Genomic DNA, 24701 nt, shown 5'->3' with positions numbered 1-24701 from the left:
TACAGCGGAAGTTAAGATCAAAATCGTCAAAACCGGCGTCGGATCAAAAACATCCAGTTAATACATAACCATCTGAAAAACCGAATATTTTTAACCGAAGCTAAGTGTTAGAAAACCCACCAATGCAGGACTCATAATCGGTAGGTCCCCAGTTCAAGTCTGGGAGGGGCCACCATTTTTAAGTAAAAAAAGCACCCCGAAGGGTGCTCAAAAATGTCATGTCATTTTTGACACCAGGGAGTCTGTCCTCATACCATTGCAAACCAGCAGCCGAAAGCGGGCAAAGTCAGGATTGAACCTTGCAAGGATGCGTTATGGTGGCTGATCTCATCAGCAAATTGATGAGTGGGTTGCAGCGTTAAATCCAGTGTTGCTGGTGCGTCAGCCAGATTAAAGCAGCACAAAATCGATTCTCCATCGTGTTCGCGATAGAAGGCCAGCACCGGCTCATCGGTTTCGATAAAACGAATACTTCCCTCAACTAACGCCGGCTGAGTGCGACGCCAGGCCATGAATTCGCTGAACGCATTCAGTGTCGACTCAGGATCTTGTTTCTGTTTAGCGACGTTCTGGGCACGGTGCTCGGCATAAACCGGAAGCCATGGTTTACCTTCGCTGAAACCGGCATTCTCCTCGTCACGCCACGGCATCGGCGTACGGCAACCGTCACGGCCTTTAAAGTTAGGCCAAAACGTGACCCCGTAAGGATCCTGAAGATCATTGAATGCCACCTCGGCTTCGCCCAACGCCAATTCCTCGCCTTGATACATACAAACACTGCCACGCAAAGAGCCTAGCAACGCTGTCAGCATTTTTACTTGATTGGCGTTTACCTGGCCATTACGAGCCCAGCGGCTGGCTACACGTTCGACGTCATGATTACTGAAAGCCCAGCAAGGCCAGCCCTCACGCATGTTTGCTTCAAGTGTTTCTACTGTTTTGCGAATATAGCGGCTGCTGTAGTCATCCGTGAGCAACTCAAAACTATACCCCATATGTAGCTTGTCGCCGCCACTGGTATATTCCGCCATGGTCGCCAGTGAATCTTCAGAGGATATTTCACCTAACGCTACTGTGCCGGGGTACTTGTTAAGCAATGCGCGGATGTCGCGAATAAAATCAAGGTTCTCGGGCTGGGTATTATTGTAATAGTGGTATTGGAATGCGTAAGGGTTATCAGTACTAAACCCACGCCCTTGTCGTTTTTCCTTAGGCTTGGCCGGGTTATCCCGCAACTGTGCATCGTGATAGCAAAAGTTGATGGCATCCAAACGGAAGCCGTCGACACCTTTTTTAAGCCAGAACTCAACGTTGTCGAGTACCGCCTGACGGACTTTCGGGTTATAAAAGTTCAGATCCGGCTGTTCGGTTAAAAAGTTGTGCAAATAATATTGTTCGCGGCGCGGCTCCCACTGCCAGGCCGGGCCACCAAATAATGACAACCAGTTATTGGGCTGAGTGCCATCCTCTCTCGCATCTGCCCATACATACCAATCTGCATAATCATTATTCTTTGATTCGCGACTTTCTAAAAACCACGGATGCTGATCAGACGTGTGGCTTAAAACCTGGTCGATGATAACTTTGATGTCGCGCTTATGTGCCTCTTCGATTAGCTCATCGAAATCATCGAGGTTACCAAATATCGGGTCGATGTCGCGATAATCACTGATATCGTAGCCGAAGTCCTTCATTGGTGATTTAAAAAACGGCGATATCCATACCGCGTCAACACCCAGGCTTTTGATATAATCAAGTCGACTAACAATACCAGGTATGTCGCCGATCCCATCACCATTTGTATCTTGAAAGCTGCGTGGGTATATCTGATAAATTACCGCACCTTTCCACCAAAGAGGGTTAGCCATTTGTTGCTCCAGAACATCGGTTATTTTTATTGTCGGGCAAAGAATAAGTAAGCCACGAAGCCTTGTAAAAAATCTGCATACGTATGCACTTTGCGTGGATTTGCGGGATAACGGCTACATCGCGGTTGCGTTATGGGCTACAGCGCTCGAGAGTCGTCGCAAATTATTTTTCATTGCAAGTTTACGTTTACGTAAACTGATGAGCTGTAAATTTCTTATTGTCCAGCTATTGCTCGCGTGGTGCGGGGCTGATGCACAATAGTGGGGCAAACGCGCAACTGAATACGTATGCATAAATTTGTTAATAATTTATTACGAGCGCTAGTATTTCGCCGACAACAACAAGAACCACAGTGGATAGCGGCTAAAAATAAGAGTCTGCACCAACTTGGTGATAAGCATGAACAACCAGGATTAATTATTATGTCTACGTTCAAACCCAGTATGCTAACGCTTGCCCTTATTAGCGCCGGCCTCATCGGTCAGACCGCTTATGCACAAGAGGCAGATGCTCAAAATAACGCCACACAAAAAGGCGAACAGCAGCAACAGCAGCAACAAAAAGATGTTGAACGAATTGAAGTAACCAGCACGTTCCGTCGCAGCGTGGTTGAATCGATCAACACCAAGCGTTTTTCAACGTCGGTTGTTGAATCTATTTCTGCAGAAGACATTGGTAAGCTCCCTGACTCATCGATTGCTGAGTCAATCGCACGACTGCCGGGCATCACTGCACAACGGCTGGATGGGCGAGCTTCGCGAGTCAGTGTTCGTGGTTTTAGTGAAAACGAAAGCACCACAACCTTTAATGGTCGTCAGCAGGTATCCATAAGCGATAACCGGGGTGTGGAATTTGATCTGTATCCATCTGAAATCATGAGTGGTGTGACGGTTTATAAAACACCGAGCGCGTCACTGAGCGGCGAAGGTATTGCCGGCGTTATTGACATGCAAACGGTTCGCCCACTGACTAAAGGCGAACAGGTATTTCAGGTCAATGGCCAGTTTGAACAATCCAGTTTTGATAAATTAAACCCGGACGGTGATGACCAAGGTTATCGCGGCACCGTCTCTTACATTGATCAATTTGCGGATGACACCTTCGGTGTGGCATTTGCGTACACTACCATGAGCTCTCCGAATCAAGAAAAGCGCTGGAACTCATGGGGATACCCGGAGTTTACGACAGAATCGGGCGACACTGAGTCTATTCTGGGCGGTGCTAAACCGTATGTGCGTTCGTCAACTTTGGAGCGTGATTCGGCTATGTTGGTGCTGGAATTCACTCCAACCGATAAGGTCAATATGACCTTTGATGCTCTTTATGTTGACTTCGTTGATGAAAAAATCTTGCGTGGTACTGAAGTGCCGTTTGCCTGGGGGCAGGGCTCGATTGATCCGGAGAGTGCGACGGTAGACCCGGAAACCGGCTTTGTCACCAGTGCGGTTACTCAAGGTCAGCGTGTAGTGTTGCGCAACGACTATGAAGAACGAGCAGCTGAGCTGACGCAATTCGGTTATAACGTCGAATACTTCCTGGACCATAACTGGACATTAGAATTTGATGCCAGTCGTTCTGAAGTTGAACGCCAGGTATGGAGTGTCGAAAGCTACGCCGGGACCGGTCGAGGCGATAATAATGGTATTGCCGATGACATTGGTTATGTGTTTGATTCCGGTAACACAGGTGCACAGTTCAGTCATCAGCTAGATTACAGCGACTTTAACCTGATGCAGCTAGGTGGCCCGTTATCTTGGGGGGCCAGTGCAGCGTTAAACGATAACTACGGACTGGTCGGCACACCATATGAGAACACCGCTCAGGATGGCTTTATTAATGCTCCGGCGGTTGAGGACGAGCTAACCACCTTAAAGCTAGCTGCCAGCCGAGTTTTAAACAATGAGTTCTTTAAAGGTATTGAATTCGGTGTGACCTATCGGGATCGTGAGAAAAGTAAGGATTCCGAGGGGTACTATATGACACTGGCCGACTTCTCCTACCCTGATAACGTCGGCATGATGTCAGTACCTGAACAATACCGTTTGGGTACCGCAGATTTAAGCTTTATCGGTATGGGTCCGATGATTGCTTATGACACACAGGGTCTCATCGATGACGGCTATTATGAGCTGTTGCGCGAAAGTCTAACCGATCCGAAGCACTTAACACGCTCATGGACGGTACAAGAAGACGTCACCGCAGCATTCGTACAGGGTAATATTGATACTCAGTTTGCTGGTATTCCTGTTACCGGTAATGTTGGTTTACGCTATGTTCACACCAAACAATCATCACAAGGTAACGCATTTAACGTTGTTGATGGTCTGGTGGTAGCTCAGCCAACCGACGTGAGCCACGATTACGGTCATGTTTTACCTAGCTTAAACCTGATCTTTGCCATCGACGAGCAACAAATGCTGCGTTTTGGTGCTGCAAAAACGATTTCGCGCGCTCGCCTGGACGAGATGAATGCGTCAATTAGCGCAACTTACAGCGCACAGCAGCCTGATGAGAATGGCAACTACTGGTCAGTATCAGGTGGTAACCCAAACCTGGAGCCTAAAGAGGCTACTGGCTTAGATTTAAGTTATGAAAATTACTTTACTGCCGAGGGTTACTTCTCTGCGGCGTTGTTCTACAAAGATTTGAATGACTGGATCTTTAACGGTAATTACGAGCTTGATTTAAGTGGTGTTCCTGACCCTGCTACCGGCGAAATTCCGGAGACCAGCTCGGCGACAGGTTCAGGCAAAGTCAATGGTGGTGGCGGCCAACTTTGGGGTTATGAGTTAGCTATCGCGCTGCCGCTGAGCGAATTCTCTGAGGCACTAGAAGGCTTCGGTATTTTGGCTAGCCATACCGGTGTCGAACAGGATATTCAGGACCAGAACGGTAACGATTATGAGCTACCCGGCTTGTCTGACAGCATTCAGAGCGTAACCTTCTACTACGAGCGTTATGGCTTTAGTGCCCGCACCAGCATGCGTAAACGCAGTGACTTCAAAGGCGATGTGTACGGCTTGGGCTTTGAGACGCAGCAAGTTGATATTCAGGGTGAAACCATCTGGGATGCGCAATTTGGCTATGACTTCGCAGACTCTGGCATCAGCGGACTTGAGAACTTGGAAGTCACTTTCCAGGTGCAGAACATCACCGAAGAACCGTTTATCTCGTTACAAGGTGACAATGCGTTGCAGGTTCGCGATTACCAGGATTACGGTCGCAACTACTTGCTGGGCTTTAGCTACGAGTTCTAACGTTTTTGTTAGGTAATTGGTTTAACAAAGCCCCTAACCAGAGGGGCTTTTCGCGCATGGCGTCAGCATGATGCCGTCGCATAATCAATTTATACAAAGGAGCCTTACATAATGCGTTTAGCTCTGTTGTTGAGTGCTTTGGTAGTATTGCCGGGCATTAACGTGCAAGCGGCTGAGCAAGATACCGCTCAAAAGCCGGTCGTTTATCAGGTATTCACGCGTTTATTTGGCAACACGCAAACGACAAATAAGCCCTGGGGTACATTAGAGGAAAACGGCGTCGGCAAGTTTGCGGATTTTGATAGCAAAGCCCTTGAGGGTATAAAAGAGCTGGGTGTTACCCACATTTGGTATACCGGCGTTTTACATCATGCCACCGTGACTGATTACAGCGAGTTTGGCTTGCCCGCCGATGATCCTGATGTCGTTAAAGGCCGCGCGGGATCGCCGTATGCGGTCAAAGACTACTATAACGTCAACCCTGACTTAGCGGTTGACCCCGGCGAACGGCTACAAGAATTTGAGGCGTTAATAGAGCGTACTCACCAGCACGATATGAAGGTCGTCATCGATATTGTGCCTAATCACGTTGCCCGCGATTACCATTCGGTTTCTAAACCTGACGGTGTCGAAGACTTTGGTGCCAATGACGACACCACGGTGACCTACCAGCGCGACAACAATTTTTATTACGTGGTAGGCGAGGACTTCCGGGTACCACAAAGTGACGACTATGAGCCATTAGGCGGCATGGAGCACCCTAAAGCGGATGGTCAGTTTACTGAAAGCCCGGCGAAGTGGACGGGTAATGGCGCCCGTACCGCCCAACCCGACATTAACGATTGGTACGAAACCGTAAAAATTAATTATGGCGTTAAACCTGATGGCAGTTACGACTTTCCACGCTTGCCTCAGCAGTATGCCAACAAAGATTACCGAGCTCACTACGCGTTTTGGCAGGACAAGGACTTGCCGGACAGTTGGTATAAGTTCCGTGATATCACGCAATACTGGCTGGACAAGGGCGTTGATGGTTTTCGCTACGATATGGCGGAAATGGTGCCGGTGGAGTTCTGGAGTTTTTTAAATGCGTCCATAAAAATGCAAAACCCGGATGCATTTTTACTGGCCGAAGTCTATAACCCGGAGCTTTACCGGCCTTATCTTGAGCAAGGTAAAATGGACTACCTTTACGATAAAGTCGGGTTTTACGACACATTAAAAGCCATTATTCAGGGGCGCGAAGACGCGGCTGCACTGCTTGCGAAGCACAATGAAGTTGCTGATATCGAACAGCACATGCTGCACTTTTTAGAGAACCATGACGAACAGCGCATTGCCAGCCCTGACTTTGCCGGTGACATGAACTGGGGTAAACCGGCGATGACTGTATCAACGCTGGTAAGCCGCGCACCGACGATGATTTACTTCGGCCAGACGGTTGGCGAAGATGGTTCCGAAGAGCCGGGGTTTGGTGACCCGACCCGCACCAGTATTTTTGACTACATCGGTGTGCCTGCGCATCAGCAGTGGATGAATGATGGCGAGTTTGATGGTGCTGATCTTAGCGCAGAACAACGCCAGCTGCGGCGGTTTTATGTCGAGCTGATGGCGCTTAATCAGCTACCAGCGATAGCTCAAGGCAACTTGCTGGAAGTCAGTAACTCGCAGCCGCAGCACGTTGTCAGTTTTATCCGACAAGCGGGTCATCAGCGCGTTTTGGTGGTGGCAAACTTTGCTAAACAGAAGCAGCAGGTGAGTGTTGACGTGAAAGAGTCACAAGCTCAGGCATTACTCGGTGCGCCGCCACAATTTACCGATGGCACTTTGTCCCTAACGCTGCCCTATCAGGGCGTTAGCGTGATCCAATTAGGAAGTAATCGTTAATGCAAGATCAAGCCCAACATAATAACGAAAGGCCGACACTGAGCTTTTGGCAGATCTGGAACATGTGCCTTGGTTTTATGGGCATTCAGTTTGGCTTTGCGCTACAAAATGCCAACGTCAGCCGTATTTTCCAAACCCTCGGAGCCGAAATTGATGATATCCCGATTCTATGGGTTGCAGCACCTCTGACCGGGCTAATTGTACAGCCAATTATTGGTTACCTCAGCGATAAAACCTGGGGACGTCTCGGTCGTCGGCGACCCTACTTCTTTTATGGTGCGATTGTCACGACTGCCGCCTTGTTGGTTATGCCAAACTCTCCGACGCTGTGGGTTGCCGCCGGCATGTTGTGGATTATGGATGCATCAATCAACGTGACGATGGAGCCCTTCCGGGCGCTGGTTGGCGATAACCTCCCTAACAAACAACGGGCTTTAGGCTATTCATTACAAAGCTTTTTTATTGGCGTGGGTGCGGTCGTTGCGTCGAGTTTACCGTGGGTTTTGACCAATTGGTTTGACGTCAGTAATACCGCGGCTGCGGGTGTTATTCCGCCATCGGTGCAGTACGCGTTTTACATTGGCGGTGCGTTTTTATTGGTTTGCGTTATGTGGACCGTGTTTACGACCAAAGAATACAGTCCTGAGCAGCTTGCGTCTTTTAGCGAAGATGGGGATAGCAGCCAGGCAGGACAGGAAAAAGCACGCATCAACTTCGCCCGCACGCTGTCGGTTAGTGGTGCTGTCGGTGTCATTATTATTGCTGCCGTTGGCCTGATGGATCTGGAAAAGGAGTTGTATTTATTAGGTGGGTTATTAGTCGCTTTTGCTTTATTACAGGCGCTGGCTGCCTGGCAACAGCAACAGGGCCATACCCAAAACGGCTTCTTTACCGTGGTCCATGATGTTTTCAACATGCCCCGGGCAATGCGTCAATTAGCCTGGGTGCAATTCTTTAGCTGGTTCTCGCTGTTTGCCATGTGGATATACACCACGGGGGCTGTCACCAGTTACCACTTTGGCACGGCGGATGTCACTTCTAAGGCCTATAACGACGGTGCTGATTGGGTCGGCGTATTATTTGCGGCCTACAATGGTTTTGCCGCCTTAGCTGCCCTGGTTATTCCGGTTATGGTCAAACAGTGGGGTATTCGGCTTGCACATGCGGTTAATTTGCTGGTTGGCGCGTTGTCGTTAGTCAGCTTTTTATTGATCAAAGACCCGAACTGGCTGATGCTGCCGATGGTCGGTATTGGTTTTGCCTGGGCGTCTATTCTATCGCTACCTTACGCCATGCTCGCCAGCGCATTACCCAGCGCCAAAATGGGCGTTTACATGGGTATCTTTAATTTCTTTATCGTTATTCCGCAGTTACTCGCGGCCAGTATTCTGGGTCTCATATTAAAGCACGGCTTTGCAAACGAGCCTATTTACGCACTGGTTATTGGTGGGGCTTCGTTTGTCTTGGCTGCCTTGTCGCTGACTCGGGTAAAACTCAATAACAAAAATATAGGGTGATACAGTGAAAGTTGTGAACACAATTGCCAGCGCCATGTTGCTGGCGGGATTAGCCGGCTGCAACACTAGCGCCACAACATCGGGCGTTAACGAAGTGGCGCCGGGAGCGCCCGGCGAAACGCCGTATTGGGCGTACTCGGGGAAAACCGGCATTGGCACCTCTTATGAGGCGTATCAAAACGGCCAATATGACGAGTCGAGCATGACAGGTACGGTCTCGAAGGTTTGGTTTTCACTCGCCAAAGGCATGATTACCGAAACCATGTTTGGGCTGATTCATCAGGCACAAATTCGCGACATGCAATTTATGGTCAGCGGCGACGACTTTGTGATTAGCGAAGCCGACGGCCTGAAAAATACCGTCGAATATCTGCACGTTGATGAGCAGGGACGTCCGTTATCGTTAGCATACCGTGTGACCAGTGAAGACAACCAAGGTCGCTTTCGTATTATTAAAGATGTGTTCACTGACCCTGATGCGCAGTCATTGATGGTGCGTGTGCGCTTTGAGGCGGAAGAGCCAGGTTTGACGGCTCACGTTCAGGTTAACCCTTATGTGAACAACGATGGTGTTGATGACAGCGCCAAGGTGGCTGACGATGCGTTGGTAGCCTACTCGGGTGAACACTATCTGACGTTGCAAAGCACGAGTGGTTTAAACCAAGGCTCGGTGGGTTTTGTCGGCACCTCAGACCGGCATTCACAATTAAAAACAACGGGTTACTTTAAGCGCTACCAAACGACCGGTGAGCAGTCAGGCAATGTATCGATGAGTGCCACGCTGGGCGAAATCACCGACAGCGCAGAATTTGATTTAGTGCTGAGCTATGGTAACAGCGAACAGAGCGCACTTGAGCAGGGCCGGAAGACCTTAACCAGCGGCTACGACAAGGTACTGGCGAATTACAATGGCGAAGGCGATGCTATTGGCTGGCAGGACTACCTGCAGAGCTTAAAGCTTGAAGAAATGTATGACGCTACGACCGATGGTGGCAAGCTACTGCATACCAGCGCGTTGGTGTTGAAGGCGCAAGAAGACAAAACCTACGCTGGCGCGTTGATCGCTTCATTGTCTAACCCCTGGGGCGACACTGTCTCCGCCGAAGAGGGCAAGACGGGCTATAAAGCCGTTTGGGTACGCGACTTCTATCAAGTTGCTATGGCGTTTTTGGCTATGGGTGACACGCAAACCGCAAAAGCCGCCTTTAGCTATTTACCCAAGGTGCAAGTGACCGAAAATACACCGGGCAATAAAGGCGACACGGGTTGGTTCCTGCAAAAAACACACGTCAATGGCGATTTAGAATGGGTTGCGGTGCAGCTGGATCAAACCTCTATGCCCATTATGCTGGCCTGGAAGCTCTATAAACAGGATGTACTGACACAAAGTGAATTGAGTGATTGGTACCAATCGATGCTCAAGCCGGCAGCGGACTTTCTGGTAGACGGCGGGCGAGCTAAAGTGTTGTGGAACGATACGCAAATTGATCCACCGTACACCCAACAAGAGCGTTGGGAAGAGCAGGCGGGCTATTCACCGTCGAGTATTGCAGCCACTGTAGCCGGGCTTATCAGTGCCAGTGAGATTGCAAAACTCAGTGGCGATGAGGCTAATGCTAAACGCTACCTGGATACGGCCAAGCAATACGAGCAGGATATCGAAGCCTTGATGTTTACCACCGAAGGCACGCTGGAAGGCGATGCAGCCGATGGTAACTATTTTGTGCGCATTGCTCAGGACAAAAACGTTAATGCAGATACCAAACTGGGTGACAACAATGGTCGTCCGGGAATGGATAAAAAGCTGATTCTGGATGGTGGCTTTTTAGAGTTAGTGCGCTATGGCGTGCGCCCTGCAGATAGCCCGTCGGTAACTGCGTCGTTACCGGAATATGACGATGAAAGCCTGGAACATAAGCTTCGGGTAAAATACACCTTTACCAACGAGCAAGGGCAGGAGTATCCGGGCTGGCGTCGTTATGGTAACGATGGCTATGGGGAAGACAAAAAGCTTGGCAAAAATTACGCCGAAGGTGGCGAGCAAACGCCGGGTCAACGTGGTCGTGTCTGGCCTTTCTTTACCGGTGAACGGGGCCACTACGAGATTGCGGCGGCAACCGAGGCCGATGGTGAGCTGAGCGAGGACGAGTATCAGCGTATTAAAAACACCTATGTGCTGGGCATGGAAGAATTTGCCAACAAAGGCATGATGCTGCCAGAGCAGGCTTGGGATGGCGTTGGTGTTAACCCGTTTGACTACGAGCTGGGTGAAGGCACCAATTCAGCAACGCCGCTGGCCTGGACCCATGCTGAGTACGTTAAACTGTTACGTTCACTGAGTAATGAATCCGTCTGGGATCATTATCCGCTTGTGGAACAACAGTTGGCGCAGTAGCAACGTTAGGGTTAATGTGCGCCAGTAATTCACTGACTGGACTGGCGCACAATAAGTTTTGGCGGCAGGATGCTGTTGGGTAAATCGACAGCTTGCTCAGCGATTAAGTTAAGCAGGTTGGCGACTAACATTTGTCCGGCGAGTGTTGTGTTTTGTTGGACCGTCGACAACGGCGGGCTGCAAAAGCGGGCGATGGCAATATCATCAAAGCCGACCACTGACACGTCTTGCGGCACGCGTAAGCCAACTTCCTGCAGCGCCCGGATAGCGCCAATAGCGATCAAATCGCTGGCGCCAAACAGCGCGTTAAACGGAATATCGTTAGCGAGTAACGATTTAGTGGCTTGATAACCCGATTCTTCGGTAGAAATTGCGGTAGCTACCTTGCGCTCGCTGACGTGTTTACCACTTTCCTGCAGGCGCTCCTCAAAGCCGTTAAAGCGGGCGCTAAACTCCGGGCTGTGATGCGATGCATCGCCAATAAAAGCACAGTTAGTACGACCCTGCTCAATAAAGTGCTCAGCAACGAGCCGGCCGCCGAGGTGGTTATCACAGCTGACGGTAAGCTCCGGACGGCCATCAACACTGGCTCCCCAGCAAACAAATTTGGTGTCCGTATCCAGCAAACGGGCAAATTTACTCTGGTAGTCAATATAATCGCCGTAACCCAGTAAAATAATCCCGTCAGCGCGGTGCGTCTCGGCGTAATCGGCATGCCAGTCATTACTGCTGGACTGGAAAGAAACTAATAAGTCATAACCCTCTTTAGCGCAGGCCCGCGTTATCGAACCTAACATCGACAGAAAGAACGGGTTAATTTGTGAATCGTCAGAGGTCGGGTCTTCAAACAGCAGTACCGCTAAAGTTGAGCTCTGTTGAGCACGCAGGTTACTGGCGTTTTTATCCACTTTATAATTAAGCTCGCGGGCAATTTCGATAACCCGGCGCCGTGTCTCTTCATTAACCAGAGGACTACCCCGCAATGCGCGGGAAACCGTCGATTGAGAAACCCCGGCATGATGAGCTATATCGAAAGAAGTGGCTTTACCTTTCATTTGTTTCCTTGCAGTGCGCTCGCGATAATGCAAAACCATACAGCCAAGCAGTCCTAAAGAGAACCCCTAACAAAGTTATGCTAACCTGAGTTAATAATTAATAAAGGAAAATCGCTTGTGAAAAAACTAACATGTTATATCAAACTTATAGCACTGACCTTGTGTATACCCACGTCTGTTGGCGCCTTAGCTCAAACAGAGGAGGCCGGACAAAGTACTGAAGCGGTTGCAGAGCCAACCCGGTTTGTTTCCGGGCATAGTGGAAGCTTTAACGGCGAGCGCATTGACTACCAGGTAAGTGCGGGTGAAACCTATCTTAAAAATGCGGCGGGTGAGCCGACGGCAAGCATTTTCTCGTTTGATTATATTGCCGAGGATGATGATAATCGTCCGGTGACGTTCATCTGGAATGGTGGTCCGGGCTCTTCATCAAACTGGCTCCACATGGGCGGCTATGGTCCCAAGCGTATTGTCGTACCCAGTGATGCAGAACATCCCGGCGCTGCGCCGTACACCCTTAAAGATGCCCCCGAAACCATTCTGGATGTAACCGATATGGTGTTTGTCGATCCGGTGGGTACCGGCTTTTCAAGGGCTATCGGCGAGGGCAAGAAAACAGACTTCTGGGGCCTGACCGAAGATGCCGAATCAATGGCTGCCTTCATTGCCCGGTGGATGACCGAAAACAATCGCTGGAATTCGCCGATATTTTTGTTAGGCGAGAGTTTTGGCACGACCCGGGCCGCCGCGGTTGCAAAAGTATTGCTGGATGATTACGTCATTAACGTAAATGGTATTGTGTTTGTCTCGCAGGCGCTGGATTATCAGGGCTCAACGCCTTATGTGGATGACAATATCATCTCTTATATTACCTACATTCCAAGTATGGCGGCGACCGCCTGGTATCATGGCAAAGTAGATAATAGCGGCGACTTTGAGGCGTTTATTCAGGCTAGCCGCGAGTTTGCCACCAACGAACTGCTGCCCGCATTATTTAGCGGTAATTTACTTGCTGCAGATAAACGCCAACAACTTATCGAAAAACTGCATAGCTTCACGGGTTTGAGTAAAGAATACATTGACCAGGTTGATTTGCGTATTAATGCGTTTCGGTTTGCCAAGGAGTTGCGGCGCGACCAGGGTATAGCCGTGGGATTGCTCGACAGTCGCTATACTAACGATGAACGTGATGACGTGCTGGCGCGTCCGGAAAATGATGCGGCACGTGCAATTTCTCCGGCCTATAAAGCATCATTGATGCATTACATGCGTAATGATCTTGGCATTGACTGGGATCGCACCTATTTAAATCCGTCTGACCCGGAACTGTCGGGCAAGTGGCGCTGGAGCCCGTTACCTGAGGGACGCTCGTGGGAGCCGCATTACGTTAATACTACGCCTGATCTGGCAGCCGTTTTACGGGCTAATCCTGCGCTTAAGGTCATGGTAGGCTCAGGTTACTACGATTTAATCACGCCGTTTTTTGACGCCGAGTACACCCTTAACCGTCATGGCATAAAATCTGACGATATTATCTATCGTTATTACCACGGCGGCCACATGATGTATGTGCACGAGCCGGCGCGTAAAGCCTTGCTAAAAGACACGCGTGAGTTTATTAATGCGCAACTACAGGGTGCAGGTAAGGAGTAGATGATGAAACTTATAATGTCCATGCTTACCCTGACGGGACTTGCTCGCAGCTCGCAATATCATCCGTACATTGCGCCATTGTTAAGAAAACCATGAATTAGTCGATAATATTAACGAATATAAAATCATAAAAACGGTAGGACCATGCACATAAAAGGCTCGTTGCAACGTAAACTTATTGTCTCAATCTCTGGTGTATTGATTGTGTTATTGGCTGCGTTTGGCGTATTTGTTACCCAGACAATAGCCGATCTTACGCGGGAAAAAACAGAAGCTCAGGTTGCCGAGCTTATTGAATTAAGAGCTGCTGAAATTAATAGCTTTTTCAGTGAACGCGCTCGCATTCCAACCACGGTTTTAACCGACCCTCGAGTGACACAATGGTTAACTCAGTACACTGAAAGAGGGAAGGATCTTTCAACCGATTCAGACTTTCAATCAATAAAGCAAACTTTTGAAAACATTGTCCAGAATGACCCCACGGTTAAGTCTGTTTTTATGGGGTCGGCAAATACTTATGAATATCTTTATGAAGAAGGGCGTGTAGGTGTTGATACTTCGGGACCTGATGCCGGAGACCCAACCAAAGGCTACTTTACGAATAAGCGCCCATGGTGGCATAACGCGATAGAAGAGGGCCGTTTATATTTGACCTCTCCTCAGGTTGATGCCACGGATAAAACGATTTCTTCGGTATTGCAGATGCCCATTAAAAATCAACAGGGCGAATTGGTTGGTATTGGCGGCGTGGATATATTAATCACAACCATTGCTGAACTTATTGATAGCATCAGTTATCAAGGGCAGGGTCAGGCTTTTTTGATTAATGATAACAACGAATTAGTTTATTTTCCGACGCAGGAAATTGAGTTAGCGCTGAATACTCCCATTGGGCAGTTAGATAAGGTCTACACGTCAGCGATGAACGCAGAAACTAAAGGCTTTGAAAAGTTATCCACAACAATGTCGGGTAGCGCCCGCGGAAGTGGCTTTCCAGTGACTTGGAAAGGCGCTGGTTATCAAGTGTTTTATGTGCCGGTAAAGTCCGAAGTTCCTTACATAGATTGGCAGCTGGGGTTACTCGTTCCAAGCGAAATGATAGCTGCGCCCATAGCCAATGCTCGGTGGACGTCCTTTAGTATTCTGTTAGCGATCATTATTGTGTTGACATTAGTGACGTACTACGTGTCGATGAAGGTGTTTAAGCCGGTAAAAACGATTGCTGCAGCCATGAAAGACGTTGCTCAAGGTGATGGGGATTTAACTCAGCGTTTAGCGATAAACTCTGATGACGAAGTAGGGACGATGGCTCGTGAGTTTAATCGCTTTTCAGACAGAATACAGCAGCTAATCGCACACGCGAATAACTCTTCAGAGGAGGTGAGTGAGTCCGCTGACAGAGTTTCAGGAACCATGAATGAATTGAATGCTGAAGTACATAATGAGCAGCAACAAATCGCTCGGATTGTCGAAGCGGTTCAGCGAATGAACTCAACGAGTGAAACCATCGCTAATTATGCTCAGGATGCGTCACAATCTGTAGAAGATGCAGCAGAATCGGTCAAAGTCGTCTCGAATAATAGCCACAAGACCCAGCAAGTGATAAGCGAAGTTTCCCGTTCTATATCCAGTGCAACAGAAGCCGTGCAAAGCCTAAACGATGATGTTGCAGATATTACCTCAGTGCTGGATGTTATCACGGGTATCGCTGAGCAAACTAATTTATTGGCGCTTAACGCTGCTATCGAAGCGGCGCGAGCGGGAGAGCAAGGGCGAGGTTTTGCGGTGGTGGCAGACGAAGTTAGAACGCTGGCAACACGAACCCAGGATTCTATCGACCACATTCAGCAAACGGTTGAAAAGCTACAAACGGGGGCAGCTACAGTAAAAGGAGCGATGGAGCAAACTGACGCTATGAGTAATGACGGCGAAGAGCAGGTAGAACTTGTTCTTAAAGCTATTGTTCAAATTGAACAAGCAATGCAAAAAGTGACTCAACTGAACCATGATATCTCGAGTTCAACCGAGGGCCAAAGAGCATTGGCAGCCGAGGTTAATGGCGAGTTAGAGAGTGTTCATAGTTTAACTGAGCAAATGGTGGCACACTCTAACTCGATGCAAACTGACTTCAGTCGCTTAAGGGATATTTCAGCCGAGCTGAAAGCGACCGTCGGCCGCTTTAAAATTAACTAACGGAGTTTGCGCGGGCTCGATGTAGCTTTTTATAGCTGTCCAGTAGCTTCAAATGACGGTCGATCCCTTCTAATTGCATATTAGTCGGGGTCAGACCGTAAAAGCGAGTATTACCTTGCACTGAACCGATAACGGCATCGATAACCGTTTCACCATACATTCGGCCGAGATTATAGCGATAATCCTCCAGCGCTAACTCATCGTCCAGCGTGATTTCCAGTACCGCTTCGACAGCACGATAAAACAGCACACGCTCCGGTGTATTGTCATTATATTGCAGGAACATCTCGACATATTCCTGAGCATCTTCATGGCGCTCAAGAGCCAGATAAATGAGCAATTTCAGCTCGAGAATGGTGAGTTGGCCCCACACCGTATTTTCGTCAAACTCGATACCAATGAGCGTAATAATGTCCATATAGTTATCGAGCTGGCTGTCTTCCAGGCGTTCGACTAAATCTTCCAGTTGCTGCTCTGACAAGCGATGCAGATTGAGAATATCCTCGCGGTACTGCAGGGCGATGTTGGTATTGTCCCACACCAGATCTTCAACCGGATAGACTTCAGAATAATCCGGCACCAAAATGCGACACACCGGCGCGCCGAGATCTTCGTGTACCATGATGTAGGCTTCTTTGTCGAGCTCACTCAGAATACCAAATAGCGTGCTCGCTTCTTCGTCATTGGATGGCGATGCAAAATCCCACTCGACAAAATCGATGTCGGCGTTGCTACTGAAAAAACGCCAGGACACCACGCCGGATGAATCAATAAAGTGTTCGACGTAATTATTGGGTTCAGACACCGCCATAGAGTTGAAGGTTGGCGGTGGCAAGTCGTTCAAGCCTTCAAAACTGCGACCTTGCAGTAGCTCTGTCAGGCTGCGCTCTAAGGCAACCTCAAAGCTTGGATGTGCGCCAAAAGAGGCAAATACGCCACCGGTACGGGGATTCATCAGGGTCACACACATCACCGGGAAGCGGCCGCCAAGTGACGCATCCTTAACTAGTACCGGATAGCCTTGTTGTTCCAGCGCATCAATACCTGCAACAATGTCCGGGTATTTATTCAACACCGCTTGTGGCACGTCCGGCAAGGTTATCTCATCTTCAATAATTTGCTTTTTAACAGCGCGCTCAAAAATCTCTGACAAACACTGAACCTTAGCTTCCGCCAGTGTATTACCTGCGCTCATACCGTTGCTCAAATACAGGTTTTCGATAAGGTTAGACGGAAAGTAAACCGTTTCGCCATCGGAGTGACGCACGAAGGGGAGAGAAACAATGCCGCGGTCGGTGCGGCCGGAATTAGTATCGATTAAGTGCGAGCCACGAAGCTCACCCTCGGGGTCGTAAAATGCGCGCGTTCGCTCATCCAGGATCTCTGCCGGGAGTTCGTCATTTGGCCCGGGTTTGAACCATTTTTCCTGTGGATAATGAACAAAGTCAGCGTTAGCAATCTGTTCGCCAAAGTATTGGTCATTGTAGAAGAAGTTGCAGCTTAAGCGTTCAATAAACTCACCCAAAGCTGAACACAGTGCGCTCTCTTTGCTTGCGCCTTTGCCATTGGTAAAGCACATGTGCGAGGCGGCATCGCGAATGTGAAGTGACCATACATTAGGCACGATATTGCGCCAGGAAGCCACCTCGATTTTCATGCCCAGGTCAGCCAGCAACCGAGTCATGTTGTTGATGGTATCTTCTAAGGGCAGATCTTTGCCCTCGATATAGGTTTTTTCATCCCCGTTTGGGTCGATGGTAAGCAACGCCTGAGCATCTTGGGTAATATTTTCAACGGCTTCTACGTCAAATGCCAAATCGTTTTCGATCACGCGTTTAACGGCACAGCGTTCAGCCGCGCGAATAATGCCTTTGCGGTCTTTCTCGTCAATGTCTGCGGGTAACTCAACCTGAATTTTAAATAGCTGCTGGTAGCGGTTTTCTGGGTCGACAACATTATTCTGAGAAATTCGAATGTTCTCGGTCGGTATCTCACGCGCATCACAATAAAGACGAATAAAGTGTGCGGCACACATAACCGAGGATGCTAAAAAATAGTCGAACGGGCCCGGTGCCGAACCATCACCTTTATAGCGAATCGGTTGGTCTGAGATTACGGTAAAGTCGTCAAACTTGGCCTCAAGGCGCATGTTTTCTAAAAAGCGTACGTTGATTTCCATAAGGGAGTAAAACCGCAGATAGTCATTGATCAGAATTTGCGCGTATTATGCCTTTTTTACGAGCAAACGTCAGTCAACAATTTATTTATTGTCGGCGTAGCCACTGCCTATAGCGCTGAAGGGTAACTTTAGGCCGAGCTCGGGAATCTGCAGTGCGACCCAGGCGGGGTAGGTATTACTGTTGGGTCCGGGTACCGCCTCGTATTCGTCCATCCACGGGTAATTTTGTGATACCTCCTGAATGCGCGGGATCAATTGCGCGGCTTTTTCACCGGTTATGGATAACAGCTTTTCTGGTTTGGCGCCGTACCAATAACGGTCGGGTGTCGGGGTTTGATATACACGCAGCGCATCGCGGCCGTTTTCGACGCCCCAGCCCACCACTTCATAGACGGTATATTGATCGGCGTTGGCGGGTTTAACCGCTAACCAGGTATGCACAGCAAACCAACCACGCCAGCCAAACGCATCAGCAGCGTAGGCTTCAATCACCGCTTGTTGTTGCATGGCAGGCTCAGGCGCAATTCCCGCAGACTTACGAGATGCCGTACGCCAATCACCTGACGAGCAGGCCGTTAGCATTACAGCCCCCAGCAAGAATCCAACTAAACTAAAAGCTTTACGCATAAAATGTCCTTGGTTTAATTCGCGCCGAAGGCGCAAACAGCCTGCGGCAAGCGCAGCGAGCCGCAAAATAGCCGTTGGCTACGCCAACAAAAAGCCGCTGCGTAGCAGCAAAGTTTAAACAACCCCCTGCTGCAACATCGCATCAGCCACCTTGCGGAAGCCGGCAATATTTGCACCGAGTGCTAAATTCGAAGGATGATCGAATTCCTCTGCAGCGCGCTTACAGTCGCGATAAATATTACGCATGATGCGCTGTAACTTGTCGTCTACCTCGTCGAAGCTCCATTTCAGCATACTGGCATTCTGGGCCATTTCCAACTGGCTGGTCGCAACACCACCTGCATTAGCGGCTTTGCCGGGTGCATAATGCGCATTATTTTCGATAAATAAATCCACCGCGCTTTGAGTACACGGCATATTGGCGCCTTCGATAATATAGCGGCAGCCGTTCTCGAGCAGAGCCTGAGCGTCTTTTTCGGTTAATTCATTTTGAGTAGCGCAGGGGAAGGCCAAATCAGCCTCGTAGCGCCATACACAATGGCCATCCTCAGGGTAGTCCTGTCGTTTTGTATACTCCGCACCAGAATGGGTCTCTAAATATTCCTCTAAGCGGCCATGGTTCTGTTCTTTGATCCGTTTAACTAAGTCCAGGTCGATACCATTTTTATGGTAAATGGTGCCATTGGAGTCAGAACATGAGACAGGCGTCGCACCTAATTCGTAGAGCTTTTCCATAGCATAAATAGCAACGTTTCCGGAGCCGGATACTAAGCAACGCTTGTCCTTCATCGACTCATCATTGTCGCCCAACAGACATTGCGCAAAATAGACGGCGCCGTAGCCGGTTGCTTCGGTACGAACATGCGAGCCTCCCCACAGTGATGCTTTGCCGGTTAGCACGCCATCAAATTGGTTAACAATACGTTTATACTGGCCGAACAGGTAGCCAATTTCACGAGTTCCCACGCCAATATCACCCGCGGGTACGTCGGTGTTCGGCCCTATATGGCGGTGCAATTCGGTCATAAAAGACTGGCAAAAACGCATGATTTCGCCGTCTGATTTACCTTTAGGATCAAAGTTGGCACCACCTTTACCACCGCCTATGGGTAGCCCCGTTAGCGCGTTTTTAAAAATCTGTTCAAAGCCCAGAAACTTAATAATGCCGGCGTTTACACTGGGGTGAAACCGCAGACCACCTTTATACGGCCCCAGCGCTGAATTAAACTCAATACGATAGCCTTTATTGACTTGGACTTGACCGTTATCATCAACCCAGGGTACGCGGAACATTATCTGGCGTTCCGGCTCGACTAGCCGCTCGATAATAGCTTGTTCGCGGTATTTTGGACGCTCTTCAATAATAGGTTCAATGGATTCAAGGACTTCTTCTACCGCTTGATAAAATTCGGTTTGTGCGGGGCTGGTCTGCTTTAATTTTTCGATTGTGTCTTTTATAAAGGCCATCGATCCTTCCCTGTTGTTAAAAGTAATTGATACCCATAGTAGTACTCCGACTGGGATTAGGTGGATTATTTTTGTGATTATCGATAAGCTAGGTGTTCCAGTTAACAAATATATTACAAATTATTATAATGAAAAAGGTTCTTCTCTCAGTTATTGGCGTCGCTGTTGCCGGCGCACTTATCGCCCCCACATTTATTGGTCAAAATGCAGAACGCGAGGTCAAGGCAATTGCTGACGCGATTGATGCTAACCCCGCTTACACGGTTGAGATTGCCTCTTATGAGCGCAGCTGGTTTAGTTCACGCGGTGTGTTAACAGTCAGTATGGAGCTGCCTATGCCGCAGCCGGACGGCAGCACCGAGGTCATGACGCTGGATAGCGGGGAGATGTTGTTAGAATTGCAACACGGGCCTGTGTTAACACAGTTTGACGGTGGCTTGGGCTTATTGTCATGGCAGCTAACAGCTAATGATGACAACAAACGCACCTCACTGAATTGGAGTGAGGACCAGGCGCTTTACCAATTGACCGGCTCCATGGGACTAACCGGTAATGCTACTTATGACGACCAAATCGCTGATGTTAACTACCGCAGTGCTGATGGTGATTTTATCGTCGAAATGAGCGGTTACCGGGGTAATGGTACATTCGGTAACGACGCATTTAGTTACAGCGGTAGTCATAAAACCCTGGTGATGGGCGAGGCCTCTGATCCTGCTACGATCACTGGTATTGATCTGCAAACCAGCGCTAATGGCAGTTTAATTGATGCCTTAAACGGTGAGTTACTCGAGAGCGATATTGTGTTGTCGGTTGCTAACGCAACGCAATCAGGTGAAGAGGTGTTGTCGGGCTTTACGATGACGGCAGGCAGCGAGCTTGCAGAGACCGGCGATACTCTGAGTGTTAATGTTAATACCGCTGTAGAAGCGGCACAGCTGCCGTCCGGTACAGCCAGCAATCTGGTTATGAACGTATCCTTTAGCCGTATCGACAAGGAATTTACGCAAGCGTATCAACAGCTGGTAAATTCAACTTATGGTCAGCCGCAGGAAGTTATGCAACAACAGTTAACGGCCTTGTTTGAACAATACCAGCAGCAGGTATTGGCAGCCAAACCGGAGTTCAGCATCACTGAGCTTTCGGGAGACCTACCCAAAGGCTCGTTTAGCGGTCAGGCTAACGTGACGTTTGCTGATATTGCGACTATTCCAGCGAACCCGACAACGGATTTTTGGTTGCAGCATATTTTAGCTGAGGGCGCTATCGAAGCTGCTAAACCGTTAGTAAAAGACGCGCTCAGGCTGCAACTGCAAACGGTGCTTGCGCAGCAAATGCCTAACCAGGACGTAAATTCAGAGCAGTTTCAGGCAATGATTGAGCAGCAAGTCGAGCAGGTCATCGCGGTTTATCTGCAGCAAGGGTTTATCGTGGAAAACGAACAGCAATATCAAAGCGCCGTGGAATTAAAACAGGGCTCGTTAATGTTAAATGGTAAACAGCTGCCGTTGATGTAGTGCGCATAAGGGGCTGGGCACTAGCTGCCTAGCCCTAACGAACTTTGTACCTCACTGACTTTACGCAATAATTTTGGTAGTTCATAACAGATTTTGTTTAGCGCGATTAGCTCGGTATCAATCGTTTCGTTAAGCACGTCTTCCGCGATTTGTTGTTTAATTTCCGCTGGCGGCAGGTGACTATTTTTACTATCAGCAGCTAAAAAGAAGCTCAGCTCGTCGGCGACCATGATGGCTGCAAGCAACTGTCTATTTTCGTGGGACAGCGAGCGGCTCTCAAATACTTCAGGCGAGTGATGATATTGCACTGCGATGCTGATCAAACGTGGTAAGTGGAGCTTTTTGCAGGCACTTAAACCGACTTCGGCATGAGTATGACCGGTAACTTGTTTCTCTACGTCGACTAGTTCGACAGCGGTATGCCAGCCTTGCGCGTCTGTTTTATCCAAGGCATGAGGAGCTAACTGCAACATGACGAAGCGACCGACATCATGCAACAAACCCGCCATGTACACTTGTTGCGGATCAACATGCTGATGCTCGGCATGCTCTACCAGATAGGTAGCAAAATGAGCGACCTGAAGCGAGTGCTGCCACAACTGCCGGTGTTCGGTCTTGTGCGGCAGAAAGACACGCGTCACAGAGCTTGCAAACAGTAATTCAAACAGACGCTTCGCGCCGACTCGGGATAGTGCTGCTTTAACACTGGATATACGGGTGGCCTGATGCTGGGCAAAGGCCGCAGAGTTTGCGTAACCTAGCAAAGCAGTAGCGAGCGGTGGATCGGACTGAGCCAGCTTAAGCACAATGTCATAAAAATCTTTACTGTTGGGGTCGTATTTCATTAATTCGTATACGACCACCGGCAGCATCGGCAACTTCTGAATATTCTTGCGAATATCGTCAATATCAACGCCTTCAACACTGGGCAAATTTTCGTCGGGATGCTGCTCTGTCATAACCTTGTCATCTATTACTCTATAAAATTGTAAAGTATCAACTACACTTGTTATTGCGCTGCGACAAAACGACACAGCTGAACATGTAGAACCAAAACGAATAAGCATATAACATAGGTAAAAATTCCCAAGCAGGAGTTAACCATGTCAGTTAAGTTACGAATTCTGTCAGTTATTGCATGTTTAAGCATAGTAACACCATCAAGTTTTGTTTTCGCTAGTGAACCGAGCTATTCGGAGGCTGCAAAGCAACTACAACAGCGTTTGGGAAAAGTGCTTATGTCCACGATACAAAGCGAAGGACATATTGCCGCTATTGCCGTTTGTAATGAACAGGCTCCTGCTATTGCGCAGGCGGTTAGTGACGATCTAAATGTACAGGTTGGGCGTACTGCTTTAAAAGTACGAAACCCAGGCAATACGGCATCTGAAGCGCAACAAGATGTATTGCGAGCCTTTCAGCAACAATGGCAAAAAAGTAAAGACAAGGTGCCAAGTCAGACCTACACGGATGATTCCGGCAAAACGGTATGGATGAAGGCGATTGTTATGCAACCGCAGTGCGCGGCCTGTCATGGTAGCAACGTTAAACCGGAGTTGAAGCAGGCGATCAATGCACGTTACCCGGATGATCAGGCAACGGGTTTTGAGGTTGGCGATATCCGCGGTGCCTTTGTCGTGCGCGAAAACTGATTGTTCAGCATACGTTGAATTTGAGTCATAAAATGAGGAGTTCTTATCATGGAACTTGACCCGCTGTTACTCTCGCGAATTCAGTTCGCGTTTGTTGTGTCCTTCCATGCCATCTTTCCGGTTTTCACCATCGGTTTGGCATCCTATATTGCACTGATTTACGGACTCGCGTTTAAAACCAATAACCCTAAGTGGGAGCGTCTCGGCGCTTTTTGGACGCAGGTCTTTGCGGTGGTTTTTGGCATGGGCGTTGTATCCGGTATTGTCATGTCATTTCAGTTCGGCACCAACTGGAGTAATTTCTCGCTGGCCACGGCCAACTTCCTGGGGCCGGTATTAAGCTATGAAGTGGTGACGGCGTTCTTTCTGGAAGCCGCTTTCCTTGGTGTGCTGTTGTTTGGACGCGGTAAAGTGCCTAATGGCGTTCACTTTTTTGCTGCATTGATGGTATCGATCGGAACCTTTATTTCCTCGTTCTGGATTTTGTCCGCCAACAGTTGGATGCAGACGCCGGCCGGCGTCGAAATTCGTGATGGTATTTATCACGTGGTCGACTGGTCGACAGCTATTTTCAATGAATCATTTTGGTATCGCTTTGCGCATATGGGAATGGCTTCGTTCCTTACTGGCGGGTTCGTTGTTGCCGGTGTCAGTGCCTGGTTCCTGATTCAAAAGCGCGATACTGAACTGCATCGCAAAGCTTTATCGATGACGTTGTGGTTGCTGTTGTTCTTAACGCCGCTGCAAGTATTTATTGGCGACTTGCATGGTTTGAATACGCTGGAACACCAGCCGACTAAAGTAGCAGCGATGGAGGGTAACTGGGATACCCGCAAAGGAGCGCCGCTGTTGTTGTTCGCGATTCCGGACCAGGAACAGCAAACCAACCACTTCGAGGTAGGCATTCCTAAGCTGGCAAGCTTTATTTTAACTCATGACTGGGACGGGGAACTGCCCGGCGTAAAAGAAAAACCACCGGAACTACAGCCTAATGTCCCCATTGTGTTTTGGTCGTTCAGGGTGATGGTCGCGATGGGGCTACTGATGGTGCTGGTGTCGGTTATCGGCTTGTTCCTGCGTCGTAATCGCGCCTATATGCACAAGCGTTGGTACTTACAGACACTCAGGTTAATGACCCTAAGCCCGTTTATTGCGGTGCTGTCAGGTTGGTTCGTTACTGAAGTGGGGAGAGCCCCCTATTTGGTATACGGACAAATGACACACGCTGAAGGCGTGACGCCTTCTCTAACTGGCGGGATGGCGTTATTTACACTGATTGGTTACTTCCTGGTTTATGCCTGTGTTTTCGCTGCTGGTGCATATTACCTTACGCGAGTCATTCGCACGGGAACCGAGGGAACCGAGCAGCACGAGGATGATAAACATCGTGCTAAACGTCCACTGTCTGCTGCTGAAGCAAGTTTTGATTAAGG

Annotated in this window: 15 protein-coding genes; 9 read left to right on the top strand and 6 right to left on the bottom strand. The window is 48.9% G+C overall.

Annotated elements, in window-relative coordinates:
* Nucleotides 1-248: 248 nt before the first annotated feature.
* Nucleotides 249-1868 carry an alpha-glucosidase family protein gene (locus tag DEU29_RS04180; RefSeq protein WP_133538994.1) on the bottom strand — a complete coding sequence of 540 codons (1620 nt, stop codon included), beginning with the start codon at nt 1866-1868 and terminating at the stop codon, nt 249-251.
* Between the two features lie 423 nt (nt 1869-2291).
* On the opposite strand from DEU29_RS04180, the gene DEU29_RS04175 reads away from it, so the two are divergent.
* The 4 genes from DEU29_RS04175 to DEU29_RS04160 all read left to right on the top strand — a co-directional run bounded on the left by DEU29_RS04175 (nt 2292) and on the right by DEU29_RS04160 (nt 10925).
* Nucleotides 2292-5126 carry a TonB-dependent receptor gene (locus tag DEU29_RS04175; protein ID WP_133538993.1) on the top strand — a complete coding sequence of 945 codons (2835 nt, stop codon included), beginning with the start codon at nt 2292-2294 and terminating at the stop codon, nt 5124-5126.
* Nucleotides 5127-5237: 111 nt separating this feature from the next.
* On the top strand, nt 5238-7013 hold the full coding sequence (locus tag DEU29_RS04170; protein ID WP_133538992.1) for an alpha-amylase family glycosyl hydrolase: 1776 nt from the start codon (nt 5238-5240) through the stop codon (nt 7011-7013).
* Nucleotides 7013-8530, top strand: coding sequence for an MFS transporter (locus tag DEU29_RS04165; protein ID WP_133538991.1), 1518 nt, complete (start codon nt 7013-7015; stop codon nt 8528-8530). The genes DEU29_RS04170 and DEU29_RS04165 overlap by 1 nt, the downstream gene beginning before the upstream one ends.
* A gap of 4 nt (nt 8531-8534) precedes the next feature.
* Entirely contained in the window at nt 8535-10925 is a 2391-nt protein-coding gene (locus DEU29_RS04160; protein WP_133538990.1) for a glycoside hydrolase family 15 protein, read from the top strand.
* A 29-nt stretch (nt 10926-10954) separates the two neighbouring features.
* Here DEU29_RS04160 and DEU29_RS04155 read toward each other — a convergent pair whose 3' ends face one another.
* On the bottom strand, nt 10955-11980 hold the full coding sequence (locus DEU29_RS04155; protein ID WP_133538989.1) for a LacI family DNA-binding transcriptional regulator: 1026 nt from the start codon (nt 11978-11980) through the stop codon (nt 10955-10957).
* A gap of 117 nt (nt 11981-12097) precedes the next feature.
* Between DEU29_RS04155 and DEU29_RS04150 the strand changes: the two genes are divergently transcribed.
* Nucleotides 12098-13633, top strand: a complete 1536-nt coding sequence (locus DEU29_RS04150) for a S10 family peptidase (protein WP_243734469.1) — start codon at nt 12098-12100, stop codon at nt 13631-13633.
* A 144-nt stretch (nt 13634-13777) separates the two neighbouring features.
* Nucleotides 13778-15826: a methyl-accepting chemotaxis protein gene (locus DEU29_RS04145; RefSeq protein WP_133538988.1), complete on the top strand. Its 2049-nt coding sequence runs from the start codon at nt 13778-13780 to the stop codon at nt 15824-15826.
* On the opposite strand, the gene DEU29_RS04140 is transcribed toward DEU29_RS04145, so the two are convergent.
* The 3 genes from DEU29_RS04140 to gdhA all read right to left on the bottom strand — a co-directional run bounded on the left by DEU29_RS04140 (nt 15819) and on the right by gdhA (nt 20099).
* A complete protein-coding gene (locus tag DEU29_RS04140; RefSeq protein ID WP_133538987.1) occupies nt 15819-18005 on the bottom strand; it encodes an OsmC domain/YcaO domain-containing protein in 2187 nt (728 codons plus the stop codon). The genes DEU29_RS04145 and DEU29_RS04140 overlap by 8 nt on opposite strands.
* A gap of 81 nt (nt 18006-18086) precedes the next feature.
* A complete protein-coding gene (locus DEU29_RS04135; protein ID WP_133538986.1) occupies nt 18087-18632 on the bottom strand; it encodes a DUF3750 domain-containing protein in 546 nt (181 codons plus the stop codon).
* A 114-nt stretch (nt 18633-18746) separates the two neighbouring features.
* On the bottom strand, nt 18747-20099 hold the full coding sequence (gene gdhA, locus DEU29_RS04130; protein WP_133538985.1) for an NADP-specific glutamate dehydrogenase: 1353 nt from the start codon (nt 20097-20099) through the stop codon (nt 18747-18749).
* Between the two features lie 128 nt (nt 20100-20227).
* Here gdhA and DEU29_RS04125 point away from each other — a divergent pair, with 128 nt between their 5' ends.
* A complete protein-coding gene (locus tag DEU29_RS04125) occupies nt 20228-21616 on the top strand; it encodes a YdgA family protein (protein ID WP_133538984.1) in 1389 nt (462 codons plus the stop codon).
* 20 nt (nt 21617-21636) lie between these two features.
* On the opposite strand, the gene DEU29_RS04120 is transcribed toward DEU29_RS04125, so the two are convergent.
* A complete protein-coding gene (locus tag DEU29_RS04120; protein ID WP_166635873.1) occupies nt 21637-22575 on the bottom strand; it encodes an HDOD domain-containing protein in 939 nt (312 codons plus the stop codon).
* 144 nt (nt 22576-22719) lie between these two features.
* Here DEU29_RS04120 and DEU29_RS04115 point away from each other — a divergent pair, with 144 nt between their 5' ends.
* Nucleotides 22720-23268, top strand: a complete 549-nt coding sequence (locus tag DEU29_RS04115) for a Tll0287-like domain-containing protein (protein ID WP_133538982.1) — start codon at nt 22720-22722, stop codon at nt 23266-23268.
* A gap of 48 nt (nt 23269-23316) precedes the next feature.
* Nucleotides 23317-24699, top strand: a complete 1383-nt coding sequence (locus DEU29_RS04110; RefSeq protein WP_133538981.1) for a cytochrome ubiquinol oxidase subunit I — start codon at nt 23317-23319, stop codon at nt 24697-24699.
* Nucleotides 24700-24701 lie beyond the last annotated feature (2 nt).

The sequence above is a fragment of the Idiomarina aquatica genome, assembly GCF_004362895.1.
GTDB lineage: Bacteria > Pseudomonadota > Gammaproteobacteria > Enterobacterales > Alteromonadaceae > Idiomarina.
Note: the sequence above shows the minus strand (reverse complement) of the source record. Positions and strands in the feature narration are given on the sequence as shown.

What these genes read in the sequence shown, in the direction of transcription:
- DEU29_RS04180 (WP_133538994.1), bottom strand. Translation starts at nt 1,868, where the DNA reads ATGGCTAACCCTCTTTGGTGGAAAGGTGCGGTAATTTATCAGATATAC.
- DEU29_RS04175 (WP_133538993.1), top strand. Translation starts at nt 2,292, where the DNA reads ATGTCTACGTTCAAACCCAGTATGCTAACGCTTGCCCTTATTAGCGCC.
- DEU29_RS04170 (WP_133538992.1), top strand. Translation starts at nt 5,238, where the DNA reads ATGCGTTTAGCTCTGTTGTTGAGTGCTTTGGTAGTATTGCCGGGCATT.
- DEU29_RS04165 (WP_133538991.1), top strand. Translation starts at nt 7,013, where the DNA reads ATGCAAGATCAAGCCCAACATAATAACGAAAGGCCGACACTGAGCTTT.
- DEU29_RS04155 (WP_133538989.1), bottom strand. Translation starts at nt 11,980, where the DNA reads ATGAAAGGTAAAGCCACTTCTTTCGATATAGCTCATCATGCCGGGGTT.
- DEU29_RS04145 (WP_133538988.1), top strand. Translation starts at nt 13,778, where the DNA reads ATGCACATAAAAGGCTCGTTGCAACGTAAACTTATTGTCTCAATCTCT.
- DEU29_RS04140 (WP_133538987.1), bottom strand. Translation starts at nt 18,005, where the DNA reads ATGGAAATCAACGTACGCTTTTTAGAAAACATGCGCCTTGAGGCCAAG.
- DEU29_RS04135 (WP_133538986.1), bottom strand. Translation starts at nt 18,632, where the DNA reads ATGCGTAAAGCTTTTAGTTTAGTTGGATTCTTGCTGGGGGCTGTAATG.
- gdhA (WP_133538985.1), bottom strand. Translation starts at nt 20,099, where the DNA reads ATGGCCTTTATAAAAGACACAATCGAAAAATTAAAGCAGACCAGCCCC.
- DEU29_RS04125 (WP_133538984.1), top strand. Translation starts at nt 20,228, where the DNA reads ATGAAAAAGGTTCTTCTCTCAGTTATTGGCGTCGCTGTTGCCGGCGCA.
- DEU29_RS04120 (WP_166635873.1), bottom strand. Translation starts at nt 22,575, where the DNA reads ATGACAGAGCAGCATCCCGACGAAAATTTGCCCAGTGTTGAAGGCGTT.
- DEU29_RS04115 (WP_133538982.1), top strand. Translation starts at nt 22,720, where the DNA reads ATGTCAGTTAAGTTACGAATTCTGTCAGTTATTGCATGTTTAAGCATA.
- DEU29_RS04110 (WP_133538981.1), top strand. Translation starts at nt 23,317, where the DNA reads ATGGAACTTGACCCGCTGTTACTCTCGCGAATTCAGTTCGCGTTTGTT.